A 13,744-nucleotide genomic window follows, 5' to 3' on the forward strand; every position below is an offset into this window, starting at 1 on the left:
CATGAAACCGTTTCGACTGAACAAACATGGAAAGCTGGTGTTTCCCTCAAGTATCTTTACCGAGCTCGACTTCTCGATCATCACCGATCTCAACCAGTTGAAGGCGATCATTCGGCGCGACTTCGAAGTGAAGGCTCCGACCGGCACTGAAATCGCCGAACGGGCGGCTGCGGGAGGCTATGCGACGCGCTATGACCTGTTGCGCGACATCGGCCTGCACCTTTTCTGGGCGAACCGTTACGCGCTGGTGATGTACGACAAGCAGCCGATGCGCTGGCGCGATGTCCCGCGGACCCGCGACGATGTCTTCGTGTCTTTGCTGCACCCCTGGGAGGGGCGGGAAGCCAAGTCCGCAAGTGTCCGCGAAGCCTACGGGCAGCTTCCGGCGAAGTGGAACGAAACGGCTGAAGACGAGCTGTTCGACATGCTCTTTGACGGCTTCTCAAACAAGCTCCATCTCGCAGCGTCACTGCCGCCAATCAAGGCCACGATTGCCGAGGCGCTCGCCACTGCCGGCGCTAAGACAACCACCCTCGGCAACTATAATCCCGACCACCCGCGCTACAGCATCGACGACATCCTTGATGTCTCAGACGAGCAGGCCGAACTCGAGGCGCTCCGGCGCTGGGCGATGGTGCTGCACAACCAGCACCCCTGGGACCGGAGCCAGGCCAGGCTGAAGCCATTGGCCGAGATGCAGGATGACGACATCGTCGTGCTGTATTATCCGAAGAACCGCCACGTGCTCGACTTCATCAACCACGAAAAGAGTGGTATCACCGGCGCGAAGCAAGCGCCGACGCCAGATCCTTCCGTCGAGCCCGTGCGACCCTATCCGCCGGTGGTGATCGGCGACGATGCACCAATCCAACCGAAGATCGAGGCGCTGGCAATCCGCAAGGGTGAGGTCGTCTGCTCAAACGAGGATGTGGTCCGGAACTCCCCATCCTCATGGTCGCCCATGAGCGCGGAGGAAATCGCCGACAAAACCGGCATCGAACGGCGCCGTTATACCGCCGAGCCACTGGAGAATATCGCCCTTGAGGCCGCGCGGGCAGCGATGACGCATGCCGGTCGCAGGTCCGAGGAGATCGGTGCAGTGCTGTTCTGCTCCTGTACCTCGAACCGACTGATTCCGTCGACCGCCACCTGGCTCTCAGGCCAGTTGGGCATCATGCAGACCCATTGCTCGGCCGACATCGTCGCTGCGTGCGCCGGGTTCCCGTATGGCGTCGCCGAGGCGGTCCGCTTGCTGCGGGAGATTGAACGTCCGGTCCTGCTGGTCATGGCCGAAAAGTTCTCGGACAAGATCGGCAATGCCCGACCGTCGCGGATGATCTTTGGCGACGGGGCCGCCGCCGTGGTGATCGCGCCGTCCGACGGTGAACGTGACATTCATGTGGTCCAGACCTATGCGAGCGGACCCGCCAGTCAGGTCAACTCAATCATCTGGCCGAATCACGATTTCGACAACGACATCACGGTCTATGGCCCCGAGGTCAAGGCGTTGGTCAAGCGCTACCTGAACCAGATGATGGGCGAGCTTTCCGAGCTCGGGCTTGAGATCGACATAATCGTGCCCCATCAGGCCAACAAGACAATGATCATCGAGCTTGCCGAGCCCCAGGGGATCGACGCCAAGGACATTTACTTCAACATCGCCGAGGTCGGCAACGCCTCAGCGGCGAGCATCCCGATCGCGCTGGCCGATGCCGTCTTCGACGGGGCGATCAGCAAACGATCGATGGTTTTCACTCCGGGCTTCGGCGCCGGAGCCGTCGGTGGCTACGTGATCCTGTCGCTGGACCCGGCGATGGTTGCGCCAGAGGTGACCACCACCCTCGCCATGAGCCCATCGTCGACGAAGGCGCATTCCTCGATTGAAGATATCAAGGAGGCGTTCCATACATAAATTTTCATTTCAGCGAATTGACGCGGCCATCAACCGCCTTGCTGAACTCAATGCCATTGAGGGCGTCTCGCCGGTATTCAAGGTGATCGAGGCGGCACAGCCCCTGATGTTCAGCCCCGAAGGTCTGGAAGCGCTTTACGAACGCGTGCCGGCCATTGAGGCGGCCGGGTTCTTTGGGGGTAGCGACTGGGACTATCCCCAGACGCTGGTGCCCTCCCTGGCCGTGCGTACGGTGCGCCATGGCGAGCCGGTCGCGACCCTGGTCGAAAGCCTGAGCCAGATTCGCCTTCTGGCGGTGGCCAAGGGCGACTACATACACCCTTCTATCTCGGCGGAACACGCCCATCACTTTCTCGTCCAGGTATTGGCGATGAATCTCGATCTGGTGGTCAGTGATCTCCAGGAGAGCGATCGGCTGCGGCCAGATGGGCTCGGCTACGCCGTTCAGAATCTGTATCACTACCTGCTCCGGTACCTGGGCTACGAGAACCTTCTGGAACATCTGGTGGCCGAAGTCTGGCGGATTCTCGAGCAACGCCCGGTCCAGGTGGCTGGTGTCAAACAGATGGTGACCCAGATTGCGGCCTGCCTGCAGAAACCGGACGCACTGGGTGGCGAAGTTGGCGACGACGCGCTGCAACTGATCAACGCCGTGTTCAGTCCCACCGAGGGTTGCCGTGAAGATCCCGGCCTCGATGTCTACGCTGAACGACTGGCGGAAATGGACGACGCCGCCCTCCTGCAAGAGGCCATCGCCTTTGCCCGAGCCATGCACAGTACCGGCCTGGTGTCGGCCTACATGCCGGTGTTCATACGCTACCTGCGTGGCCGCTGGAACGCCCTGATTCCAACGGCTTTGGGGCTGAGCTACACCGGTGCCGACGCGTTTCACTGCTACCCCGCGCTGATTCATACCCTGATTGACGAGGCCCTGTTTCCCGAGACCGGCCAGTGTGCCTATGGCCTGGCCATGATGCTCGAGCGGGGTATTCTCTACGCACCTCCGGTAGCGCCTTCCCTGTGGCGCCAGATACGCCTGTCACTCTGCGACGCTTCCGCCGAGAAAATTGTGGCCGTCTTTGGCAGCAGCCGCTCCCCCGAGTGCTTCTTGCTCGCCGACGTGCTCAACGTGCTCGGGCTCCCGCTGGGAATCGGACAGGGCAACTATCCCACCTGCCAGTCATCGCGCGCCCTGTCCATGTGGGCCTACAACATGCCGGCAGAACTGCTTCGAATCCTTGCCTGGGCGGCGCGCGACGACGAAGTGGTGATGCGCTTTGAAGGCAACAGCATTTCTTCACGGGAGCTCGGCGCCGGACTGGCGACCGAGCCGCCGGTGGATGTGGATGCGGTATCACTGCTGACTGTGCCGCACCTGGATCGCATCTATTTTGAAATGGGTCGACGCAGTGTCGGGCGTGGAGAAGATCCACACAAATGGGTCAACGCCGAATTCCACGGCGATCATGTTGGCCACGGATTTCGCATTGCCGTAGACGTTTTCACCGGTGGCCTTAAAGACTTCGAAGGGTTTATCCGGGATTTTTATGCGGCCTACCATCCTTTCTACAATGGCAACATTCCGGTCATCAACCCGCAACCGGCCGGTATTGCGGTGACCGACAGCGCCACGCGCTTTCTTGGCTGGCACGCCATCACTATCCAGCGGCTTGCGCTGGACTCAGACGAGGTTATGCGCGTCTACTTTTTTAACCCCAATAACGACAGCGGGCAAAACTGGGGCCAGGGGATTGTCACCTCAACCCAGGGCCACGGCGAGCTTTACGGAGAAGCCTCATTGCCGGTGGCCGAGTTCGCCTCCCGGCTGTATGTATTTCACTATGACCCGCTCGAAAAGGGTGAGCCGGGCGATATCCCAACCGATGAAGTCAATCGGGCCATGGAACTGGCCCAGGGCAGTTGGGCCGCGGGGCGCTAGCCAACCTGGACCGACCGCCGGAAGACGCTTGGGCTTACGCCCATAGAACGCTTGAAGGCGCGACTGAACGACATCTCCGACTCGTAGCCAACACTTAAGGCGATCGACAGGATTTTATCCGGCCGGTCCCTCAGCAGTCGCGCCGCCACCTGTAATCGCCATTGGCTCAGGTACTTCATGGGTGGCACCCCAATCACCCTACTGAACCGTTCAGCCAAAATGGATCGGGAACAATTCAGCTCGGCGGCCAATTTTTCAAGAGTCCAGGTCTCCGCGATGCGACTGTGGAGCAACGAAAGGCATTTTGCGATAAGCGGGTCGGCAAGCCCCCGCATCCAGGGGTTGTTCGTCAGACCCTGGTGTTGCAGATACTGTCTGATGACTTCAATGAACAGCAATTCCCCCAGCCGCCGCATCACGAAACGGCTGCCGGCCCATGAATGGCCGCACTCCCGGAGCACAATATCAATCAGGTCGTTGACAGGGCCCTCCAGCGCCGAGCGGGAAAGCAGGATGTAACGGGGCAACCCTTCAAGCAGCGGGTTCCACGGATAACGATCACACCCCAGAAAACCGCACACCAGTCGGTTCTGTCCAGGGCCGCCACCGCCATTTTCGATGATCAGGGGCAGCTCACCGGCTGCCATCAACGCGAAAAATTGCTGGGCGGGCTCGATATCCTCGTCAGACGGCCCCCGAGGTTGATTCGAAATGGCGTAAGCGTCGCCGTGCGGGAACAGGATAATGTCGCCACCTTCCAGCCTGACGGGCGGTTCGCCTTCCACGGTCGCCCAGCAGGGGCCCTCTATAACAACATGATAGGAGATCACCTGATCAGACGCCGGCAAAATCAGATCCCGGAAATGACGTTCATTCGGCACGCCAGTGGCGAAAGGCCAACTGGGCCGCCAGGCAAAAAACACCGCTCCCTGCAGACGGATGTTCTCAAGCACATTGGAGATGAGTGCATCCACGCCCCCTGCCGTCCCGGACGTTTGGGCAAGTGAATCGGACGACAGGTTATGGTTCCTTTTCATGGTAGTCCCTAGCATATGACGTAAGGGAACCGGATCACCATTGAGACCCGACGATGGAAAAGGAGGCTGCCATGTCCTCACTCAGCAAAGTGGAAACTAAACCCCCAAGCCCTGCTTTAATCTATCACCAACAATTTGTACCCGCATTATTTGGTCAGTGGGGCCCGCGACTTGCGGTCCAAGCCAACCTGCGCAGTGGCACAGCCATACTCGATGTGGGCTGCGGTACCGGTGTGCTGGCCTCGGCTGCCGCCGATATGGTCGGTGATGAATGCGTCACCGGTGCGGATATCAACCCCGACATGCTGGATATGGCCCGGCAACTGCGCCCAAACATCAAATGGCTCCAGGCACCGGCCGAAAACCTTCCGTTGGCTGACGCCAGTTATGACGCGGTTCTGAGCCAGTTTGCCCTGATGTTTTTTGACTCCCGTGTAAAAGGGCTGGCGGAAATGTGGCGCGTGCTCAAACCGGGCGGAACCCTTCTGGTTGCCGTCTGCGATGGCATCCACCGTTCGCCGGGTTACGCGGTGCTTGCTGAAGTGCTGAACAGCCTGTTTGGCCCCGATGTCGCGGAGTCTTTCAGGGCGCCGTTCAGTGCCGGTGACGCGGGCCACCTGCGCGAACTTGTGCAGGAAGCGGGCATCCCTGACGTGAGAATCAAACAACAACTGGGTACCGTGAGATTCGATACTATCGGCAACATGATCGCAACCGAACGCGCCTGTGTGTTCACCCTGGGTGGGATTCTGGATGATGCGCAGTTTACGCAACTGGTGCGCGAAGCTGACATGGCGTTCAAGGACTTTCTGACCGATAACGGGACCGTTGAATTCACCATGCCAGCCTTAACCATTCAGGCGCAGAAAAAAAAAGAGTGAAGGTTGTCGATATCAGGGTCACTGCATCTGGCGGGGGCTGAGCTACAGCATTTGCAGGAGTTGCTGGCTCTGGATTCAGGTCTGGAGCGCCAAACCAGCAGCGGTTTGTGATAACGTTCAGAGAACGGAGAGTATGACTCAATGACTACCAACCTGCCCTTTTCTCAAGCTTGTGAGAACAACAAAGCCCCGATCCTGGAGAGACTGCGTGAGATCTTTGAGGCACCGGGCAGGGTATTGGAGGTGGGGACAGGCACTGGACAGCACGCCGTACATTTCGCAAAGGCCATGCCCCACCTGCAGTGGCAACCGACTGACCATCCCGATGCGGCACACATAGGTCGCCCTCGACTGGAGCAGGCCGCGCTGCCGAATATCCTGCCCATGGTTGAGCTGAACGTAGGGACTGCCCACTGGCCTGTCAATTCCTTCCGATGGGCGTTCTCAGCGAACACCGCCCACATCATGGCATGGAATGAAGTCGAACAGATGTTCGACCACTTCGTGGAGCGCCTGCCAAAAGACGGAGTGTTTTGCCTGTACGGTCCGTTCAATCACCAGGGCCAGTTTTCCAGTGACAGCAACCGACAGTTTGACCAGCATCTAAGAGCCCGAGCACCCCACATGGGCATACGAGATCTGGAAGATCTATCTGCACTGGCAGAGGCGGTGGGCCTGATTCTGGCGGAAAACTACGCGATGCCAGCCAACAACCGGCTGCTGGTTTTCAGCCATTAGCTTTCGGTTTCAGCCACTGACTGATCTGCGCCTGGTTCACGACACCGCTCTGGCGGGCAACTTCCCGGCCATTCTGGAACAGCGAGCAAAAACCGGGCACGATTACCAGGGCCTGTCTGGGCCTCAGCGTCTCCTGGCTTGGGAAACACAGAGCCCTTTCTGTGCGTTCGAAGACAAGGTTAGCCGAGATGCTGGGTGCTTTGTACCAGCAACACCACTTCAACCTGATTCAACCCGGAAGACCCTCGAAAAATACATCTGTCCCGGCTTTCGGAAAGTCGTTAAGAAACCGTGACGATTTTTTTATTGTCATGTGAGGAACTCTCTCTGAGGCGGGTAGAAGCTACACCTAGCCCGTTGGAAATCCTGCGGGCCGGAAGGCAAAACGCGACAACTATACCGCCAAGGAGGATCCATCATGTCACGTATCGCTCTGCTTTTACTGGGAAGCTTTCTCATGGCCAGTCTGGCTCACGCCGACCCCGGCCAGCCAAATTTCATGCCCGCCCTCTGGGGTGATGGCGAAGTCTGGGGCACCAAAGGAACCACCACCTTGCCTTCGCCCAGGGCCAACAACATTCAGTCATTCGACGCACTCTACGTGGTGACAAATTCCAATAACCCTCAAGGTCAGCTGCCCGTCGCCGAAGCAGCACCTGGCAATTCCGCCTATAACGGTGGGCGCTGGTTCACTCACACGGTGGAATGGACCGAGTCCGCGTTCATGTATCATGGCTTCGTGCCGATTCTGAAATCCTATGAGGACATCCAGTATCACGAATCCATGAATCACCTGGTTATCACTCCGGGATCTTTTGCAGATGGCCCGCCGCCCTACTTCCAGTGCCCCTTGCTGCCGGTGAAGTAAGGTAAGGCTGAGAGCGGGCTGACTCAATCAGCCCGTTTTTCACGTTCGCTCCTTTCCAGACTTCGCACAACCATGCCAGCACATATCGCAATTCGAATCGCCTCTGGAGAGGGTATTCAGGCGAGTGTAATGTCCGTGCTGACCGTCGCTGGCGATAACATCCGCACCCGGCCAATCATAAAGACACCAGGACTTAAAGAAGGCATCGAGCTCGCCTTGGTCGCCATTCAATTCGATGACGCGACGAACAAAGGTTTGTGGTGGGCAGTGGGTCCAGTGCGTATAGGTATTGCTTCCTTCCGTCCATACTTTCACTTCATAACCTGGAGCACCCGGCGCACTGAACGGGAAAATCATTAGCGCCCGGAGAACCCTCTCCATGCGTTTTGCAGGGTCGCGGCTAGTGACACGAAAAGGCACAGATACGGTCGTTAGCATCCAGTTGTAAACCTTCCAGCCCAGATCGCCCACCAGTGTTTTGGCGTACTCCGAAGGCACTCCACGGGCCATCATCTCCTGGTAGGCGGCTGTCGTAATAACTGCGAGAAATACAGTGAGACGGTTGCCGAAGGTGGGCAAATAATCGAGCTCGGCAATTAGAAAATAAATCCGTCCCGGTTTTCATTCACATTCGTCCCGGTTTTCATTCATAGCTCGGCCTACCCGGCTTTCCCCCGAGTTATCGGGTTCTGTGGGTCACACCAACGCTCCATTAACGATGGCCCGCAACTCCTGACGGATCGGGTAAGTCGACGAGGGGATCAGTTGCGTCATGAAGATCACCACCAGTTCCTCGACAGGATCGATAAAAAAGTTGGTACTCGCCAGGCCACCCCAACCGTACTCGCCGACCGATCCGTTGGTCTGGGATTTGGCGACATCAGTCTTTACCGAAAAGCCCAGGCCAAAGCCACTCCCGGCATAAGGTGTCTCGCTGAACGCACCGACGGATAGACCTGGCAGGTCCTGATTGTCAGGTAGGTGGTTACGACGCATGAATTCCAGAGTTTTTCGACCAATAACCCGCCGCCCCCGAAACTCTCCGCCCTGACAAAGTGCCTGGGCAAAGTGGAAATAATCGTCAATGGTGGAAACCAGCCCGCCGCCGCCAGACACAAACTTACTTTTGTGCCGGAAAGGGGACGTCTGCGGATCGTCCTGCAGCTTGAACTGATCGCCGGGCTGGTACTGATAGCAGGCGGCGAAGCGGTCAAGCTGATCGTCGCGGACCTGGAAGCCGGTGTCAGGCATGTCCAAAGGTTCAAAGATATGCTCTCGCAGATACTCATCAAAAGGCTTATCAGCCAGCAGCTGCACCAGATACCCCAGCACATCCGTGCTGACCGAATAGTTCCAGGCCGTACCTGGCGAGAACTCCAGCGGCAGTTCCGCCAGCTGATTGACCAGTGCTTCCAGCGTCATACTCCGGCTGCCATCCAGCTTTAGGTCCCGGTAGGCAGCGTCAACGTTGGTGCGGTTCATAAATCCGTAGGTCAGGCCGGACATATGCGTGAACAGGTCGCGAATGGTCATGGTGCGAGTCGCGGGTTCGGTCAGGAAATTGGGATGGACACCGCTTTTATAAACCCGCAGGTTTTTCCAGGCCGGAATATACTTGTGTACGGGATCATCCAGCAGAAACCGCCCCTGCTCATAAAGCTGCATCATGGCGATAGATGTGACCGGCTTAGTCATGGAATAAATGCGGAAAACCGTATCCCGGCAGACCGGCTTGTTGCGCTCCACATCCATCAGCCCTTGAGCTTTTACATAGGCAATTTCCCCTCGCCGGGCCACCAGTGTCAGTGCGCCGGGCAATTTTCCAGGCTGGATATAGCGACGGTCAAGGTGGCCTTCAATGTTAGGAAGATGGTCCGATGCGAGGCCGGCAACCTGTTTGAGTTCCGCCATAGAGGAGGCTCCTTGATTATGTGGTTTTGGAGTCATTGCGGCGTTATTAAACAATGATCCTGGAGCTCGCGGCCAGCCGTGATTTGAGATTATGCAGCCCCGGAGGCCATGGGAAATAAATCCGTCCCGGTTTCAGTCCCGCTTTCAGCACCCAAAGCAGCTTTCGCCCGAAAGACCAGTTTGTGGCGCGGATTCTGGGCACGTTCGACATAATTAGATCGGGTTTACTTTAGCCAGCGGAGTTTCTGTATGATCACAAGGAACCCGGGACGTTTCTTTTTTCAGTCGGCTGAAGGCAGGCTCCCTCCCAGCATGTTTTCAACCACTGCCGCATTATAGAAAGTTTCAACGCACTGGATTTTGCCTTCCCGCACACGAAACCAGATGGCAAGGCGCACATCCCCGATCGGCTCAAAGTAGGTACGGTAATCCAGGATCGCAAACACGTGGTCACCGTCGGCACTGAGCTGACGCAGAACCAGGTCTTTCTGAATGGCAAACATACCGAACTGGTAGGCCAGCATGTCGTCCCGGCTCAGGAAACGCATGTTCGGCCCCACATATTCAAACCCTTCGGCAGCCAGCAAGGCCTTTGCTTCATCCAGCCGCTGGGCACGGATATCCGCGATGAACTGAGCCACAATATCCATTGGCTGCATGAATACACTCCAAGTTCCAGAACGGGCAAGGTTGAATACGCAGGATTTCATAAACAGTAGCGCACCAGGCTCCCTGAATACCAGAAAACAGAGCGGCGACAATGAGTCGATTGCCCCGGCCTGTCTGCCCCTAAACCCCGCGCTCAATTATTCAACCGTGATCGTGATCTGCTCAGAGACGACCGGCTGACTGTGCGGCACATGCGCATAATTGCCCAGTAACAACCGCAAAGTGTGCTCGCCAGGCTGCAGCGTAATCTCGGTTTCTGTTTGCCCTCCGCCGAAATGCTTGATTTGATCGGTGGCTGGAAGCGGCTTGCTCAAATCGGACGGCACCTCAGTATCGATCAACAAATGGTGATGCCCGGTACCCGCTTTCTCGACACCCGCAGGCGCGACACCCATATTCCGCAGACCAAACACGACCTTGAAGGTGCCCTCAACCGTTGCACCATCGCTTGGCTGAACAAAATACACTTCGGCATTTGCAGGGGCATCTGACATCATGCTCTCAGCAAACGCGTTTACTGGCACGATCAACAGAGCTGAAAACAAGGTGATTGCGATCCTGTTCATTTCACGTCCTCCTTTACATTCGTGAAATGCCAGTATAGCCGGCGAAATGGAGTATCGATATCTGCCAAACCGGGACGGACTTATTTCCCCTCACTCCAAAAGCCCATAAGGCCGCTCCAGCGCAGCACCCACATCGCCGATGGAGAACACCCTCGCGAATTCCGCGAATCGTTGCCCGCCAAACCACAGCTGGACAACAGGCAAAGAAAAGATACCGCGAGCAGCACACAACGGGCCGGCAGCTTCCTGGCAATCGATGTAAGCGGTCACCAGTTTCGGGAATTCCTCGCTGGCAAGCTTTTCGAGCTGAGGTTTCATGGCCTGACAGACGCCGCAGTGCGGTCCGCCAAAGAGGAGAAGAACAGCCGGTCTGGACTGTAGCAGTTCCGATAAAGCTTCTTCTGAGCAGACGTTTTTCACTCGGGTTTTATGACGAAAGAACTGCTGGCGTACCAGAGTGACTCGGTCTGCCGGCAGAAGATCAACGAAGGGCGGATGGAATACATCGACATTCACCTCTCCCATGTTGCCCAGCACGCCTGGTCCGGCTTCTTCGGTAAACTGGACGTGGCGGTGATCGAAGTGGCCGGCGTGACCGAGGATGGCAAACTGATTCCCTCTTCCTCCATCGGCAACATCGCCAACGCCGTACTCGCCGGCCTGAACGACGGTCCGTTCAAGAACCTGACCTCCTACACCGAGGTACTGCAGGATGGCATGCTCGGCTGGGCGTCATCGCCATAAACGGCATGATCGAGGCAGACATCCAGTGTCCCGGTTTTCCACAATGCCACTACCAAGGCCCCACCACATAACCAAGCTTCTCCGGCAACCACAGCGCGATGCCCGGCATCAGCATCACCACCAGCAGGCTGGCAGCCATGGCCGCGATAAAAACCAGCGCCCAGCCTATGGTATGTTCCAGGCGAATGTTGGCGATACGGGTGGTAACCATCAGGTTGACGGCAACCGGTGGCGTGAACTGCCCGATGGCAGTATTCATCGCCAGCAGAATGCCAAACCAGATCGGGTTCCAGCCGAAATGATTCATCAGTGGCAGCACAATCGGGATCAGGATCAGGTAGATGGAAATTGCATCCAGCAGCATACCGGCGATCAGTACCAGTACCATCACCAGCCCCAGCAGCACCCATCCGTTTTCCGAGAGAGAAAGCAGCGCATCAGCCAGATGCTGGAAGGTGCCCAGGGTGGCGCCGGCCCAGGCAAAGATGCCGGCCAACGCAATGATGAACATGACCACACCGGAGGTAACGGCCGCCTCGGTCATCAGGTTCCACAGGTCCCGGATGCCCAGATTTCGGTACAACAGGCAGCCGACCAGTACGCCATAGGTGACGGCCACAACCGCCGCCTCAGTGGGCGTAAAGAGCCCCGAACGCAGCCCGCCGAGAATGATCACCGGCGCAAACAGCGCCGGCAAAGCCGCCTTGAAGCTGGGCCAGAGCGGCGGACGCTCTACCGTCTCCGGATCTTCCCAGCGATACTTCCTGGAAAAATACAGCGCCGGCGCCAGCAGGGACACACCCGCCAGGATGCCCGGGAACAACCCGGCGGCAAACAGTGCCCGCAAATCCACGCCCGGCACCACAATGGAATAGAGAATCAGCGCAATGGACGGCGGAATCAGAATCGCGGTAGACGACGAAGCCGCAATCAGCGAAGCGGAGAACGGCTGCGGATAGCCCGCCTTCTTCATGCTCGGTAACATGACCATTGCCACTGCGGCTGCATCGGCAGGACCGGAACCACTCATCCCCCCCATGATGAGGCACACCAGCACCGCGACAACGGTAAGTCCGCCATGCCGGGGACCAATAATCGCCTGGGCAAACCGCACCAGACTGGCGGCCACCCCCGCACGCTCGAAAATCAGGCCGGTCAGAATAAACAGCGGAATCGCAATCAGCGGGTACTTGGCCACACTGTTGTAGGTGTTGGTGCCGAAGGTACCCAGCATGGCCAGAGGCAACCCTGCCACAATGCCGACAACACCACCCACACCCAGAGCTATAGCCACCGGCACACCCATCAGCAGAGCCAGCAGGAAGCTGGCGATCATCAACAGATCAGGACTCATGAATCACCTCCGGATCGATCTTGCCGCGCAGGCGATCAATCGTGTTCTGGGTCATCCGGATGATGATGGCCACTGACAACAACGGCAGCCAGATTACGTAGATCCAGTTGGGCAGCCCCAGCCCCGGTGACAGGGATTCCCACTGGTATTCCTGAAGGGCGAAGGTACTGCCATACCAGGTCATGATGCCCAGAACGGTCACACCAGCGAGCCACTGCAGCACGTAAACCACCTTGCGCGCCCAGAGTGGAAGGTAGTGTTCAATCAGCTCGATGCGGATGTGCTGGTTGTGGCGCGCAGCCACCGCCGCTCCCGCAAAAGTGAGTACGACCAGGCAGAAAACCGAAAACTCCTCGGTAAAGGCAAACGATGCATCCGTGGCGTAGCGGACGATGACGTTGCCAAGGCTGATCCCGCAGATCGCGATCAGGGCGATGGTGGCCAGGATCGCGTCCACTTCGCCACGGGATTTCTCGATCTCCCACTGGCCGGCATCAATCGCGGCCTGCTTCAGCAGGGCCTGATCTTCTTCGGAGAACTGGTCCCACACCTGGTTGCTGACGGCAAACACCAGCGGGTCTGCCATGTAGTGCCAGCGGGTCAGGTAGCTCTGGCCAACCTGATCGATACGCGCCACGTCGAAGACCGACAGCGGGTTTTCCTGGCCATCTACGGCACCGGTGGTCAGTGCCGGCTTGGCATCGGCCCAGCTCATCTGAGTGGGGTTGGCGCCCAGGGCGGTAAAGGTGTCCTGAAACAGCGGCGAACCCACAACTCGAATTTTCAGCCCGTCCAGATCGGCCGGTTCATCAATGGTCAGCTTGGAATTGGACAGCTCGCGGAAGCCGTTCTCACCCCAGGCCAGCGGGGTAACACCACGTTTCTTGATCGCGGCAAAGATCGCCTCACCTGTCTCCCCCCGGGTAATCGCATCAATGGCGGCATAATCCGGCATCAGGAACGGCAGGGAAAACAGATTCAGTTCCGGAACCTGGGGCGACCAGTTAATGGTAGAACCGACCGCCATATCGATCAGCCCGGAACGCATGGCGGAGAACTCCTTGGTCTGGTCTCCGGAGACCAGCTGGGAGTTGCTGTAAATCTTCATGTTGAAGAAGAGAAAAG

14 protein-coding genes are annotated in these 13,744 nt (G+C 57.9%); 6 read left to right on the forward strand and 8 right to left on the reverse strand.

The window, feature by feature from the left end:
- Position 1 precedes the first annotated feature (1 nt).
- Together D0851_RS07415 and D0851_RS07420 are read left to right on the forward strand one after the other, a co-directional pair.
- Positions 2-1,912, forward strand: coding sequence for a 3-oxoacyl-[acyl-carrier-protein] synthase III C-terminal domain-containing protein (locus D0851_RS07415; RefSeq protein ID WP_117618066.1), 1,911 nt, complete (start codon positions 2-4; stop codon positions 1,910-1,912).
- Positions 1,881-3,851: a hypothetical protein gene (locus D0851_RS07420; RefSeq protein ID WP_227539479.1), complete on the forward strand. Its 1,971-nt coding sequence runs from the start codon at positions 1,881-1,883 to the stop codon at positions 3,849-3,851. Before D0851_RS07415 ends, D0851_RS07420 begins: the two co-directional genes overlap by 32 nt.
- Here D0851_RS07420 and D0851_RS07425 read toward each other — a convergent pair.
- On the reverse strand, positions 3,848-4,888 hold the full coding sequence (locus D0851_RS07425; RefSeq protein ID WP_162893694.1) for an AraC family transcriptional regulator: 1,041 nt from the start codon (positions 4,886-4,888) through the stop codon (positions 3,848-3,850). The two genes, D0851_RS07420 and D0851_RS07425, sit on opposite strands and share 4 nt — an antisense overlap.
- A gap of 71 nt (positions 4,889-4,959) precedes the next feature.
- Here D0851_RS07425 and D0851_RS07430 point away from each other — a divergent pair, with 71 nt between their 5' ends.
- The 3 genes from D0851_RS07430 to D0851_RS07445 all read left to right on the forward strand — a co-directional run bounded on the left by D0851_RS07430 (position 4,960) and on the right by D0851_RS07445 (position 7,375).
- Positions 4,960-5,769: a class I SAM-dependent methyltransferase gene (locus D0851_RS07430; RefSeq protein ID WP_117620320.1), complete on the forward strand. Its 810-nt coding sequence runs from the start codon at positions 4,960-4,962 to the stop codon at positions 5,767-5,769.
- A gap of 141 nt (positions 5,770-5,910) precedes the next feature.
- Positions 5,911-6,507 (forward strand): DUF938 domain-containing protein, encoded by a 597-nt coding sequence (locus tag D0851_RS07435; protein WP_117618069.1) that lies wholly within the window; start codon positions 5,911-5,913, stop codon positions 6,505-6,507.
- Positions 6,508-6,925: 418 nt separating this feature from the next.
- Positions 6,926-7,375, forward strand: a complete 450-nt coding sequence (locus tag D0851_RS07445) for a hypothetical protein (protein WP_117618070.1) — start codon at positions 6,926-6,928, stop codon at positions 7,373-7,375.
- Between the two features lie 39 nt (positions 7,376-7,414).
- Here the strand turns inward: D0851_RS07445 and D0851_RS20170 are convergent, their stop codons facing one another.
- The 5 genes from D0851_RS20170 to D0851_RS07470 all read right to left on the reverse strand — a co-directional run bounded on the left by D0851_RS20170 (position 7,415) and on the right by D0851_RS07470 (position 11,046).
- The gene (locus D0851_RS20170) at positions 7,415-7,954 is read right to left on the reverse strand and encodes a hypothetical protein (RefSeq protein WP_162893695.1); all 540 of its coding nucleotides are present in this window, start codon (positions 7,952-7,954) and stop codon (positions 7,415-7,417) included.
- A 117-nt stretch (positions 7,955-8,071) separates the two neighbouring features.
- Positions 8,072-9,286, reverse strand: coding sequence for a serine hydrolase domain-containing protein (locus D0851_RS07455; RefSeq protein ID WP_117618072.1), 1,215 nt, complete (start codon positions 9,284-9,286; stop codon positions 8,072-8,074).
- Between the two features lie 281 nt (positions 9,287-9,567).
- Positions 9,568-9,945: a nuclear transport factor 2 family protein gene (locus D0851_RS07460; protein WP_117618073.1), complete on the reverse strand. Its 378-nt coding sequence runs from the start codon at positions 9,943-9,945 to the stop codon at positions 9,568-9,570.
- A 147-nt stretch (positions 9,946-10,092) separates the two neighbouring features.
- The gene (locus tag D0851_RS07465) at positions 10,093-10,521 is read right to left on the reverse strand and encodes a DUF4399 domain-containing protein (protein WP_117618074.1); all 429 of its coding nucleotides are present in this window, start codon (positions 10,519-10,521) and stop codon (positions 10,093-10,095) included.
- A gap of 90 nt (positions 10,522-10,611) precedes the next feature.
- The gene (locus tag D0851_RS07470) at positions 10,612-11,046 is read right to left on the reverse strand and encodes a thioredoxin family protein (RefSeq protein WP_162893696.1); all 435 of its coding nucleotides are present in this window, start codon (positions 11,044-11,046) and stop codon (positions 10,612-10,614) included.
- On the opposite strand from D0851_RS07470, the gene D0851_RS20510 reads away from it, so the two are divergent.
- Positions 10,951-11,265: a hypothetical protein gene (locus D0851_RS20510; protein WP_227539480.1), complete on the forward strand. Its 315-nt coding sequence runs from the start codon at positions 10,951-10,953 to the stop codon at positions 11,263-11,265. The two genes, D0851_RS07470 and D0851_RS20510, sit on opposite strands and share 96 nt — an antisense overlap.
- Positions 11,266-11,314: 49 nt before the next feature.
- On the opposite strand, the gene D0851_RS07480 is transcribed toward D0851_RS20510, so the two are convergent.
- Both D0851_RS07480 and dctP read right to left on the reverse strand, forming a co-directional pair.
- On the reverse strand, positions 11,315-12,619 hold the full coding sequence (locus D0851_RS07480) for a TRAP transporter large permease (protein ID WP_117618076.1): 1,305 nt from the start codon (positions 12,617-12,619) through the stop codon (positions 11,315-11,317).
- Positions 12,609-13,727, reverse strand: a complete 1,119-nt coding sequence (gene dctP, locus D0851_RS20795; protein ID WP_264756470.1) for a TRAP transporter substrate-binding protein DctP — start codon at positions 13,725-13,727, stop codon at positions 12,609-12,611. The genes D0851_RS07480 and dctP overlap by 11 nt, the downstream gene beginning before the upstream one ends.
- Between the last annotated feature and the right edge of the window lie 17 nt (positions 13,728-13,744).

Source organism: Marinobacter sp. Arc7-DN-1 (assembly GCF_003441595.1).
Classification (GTDB): Bacteria; Pseudomonadota; Gammaproteobacteria; order Pseudomonadales; family Oleiphilaceae; genus Marinobacter; species Marinobacter metalliresistant.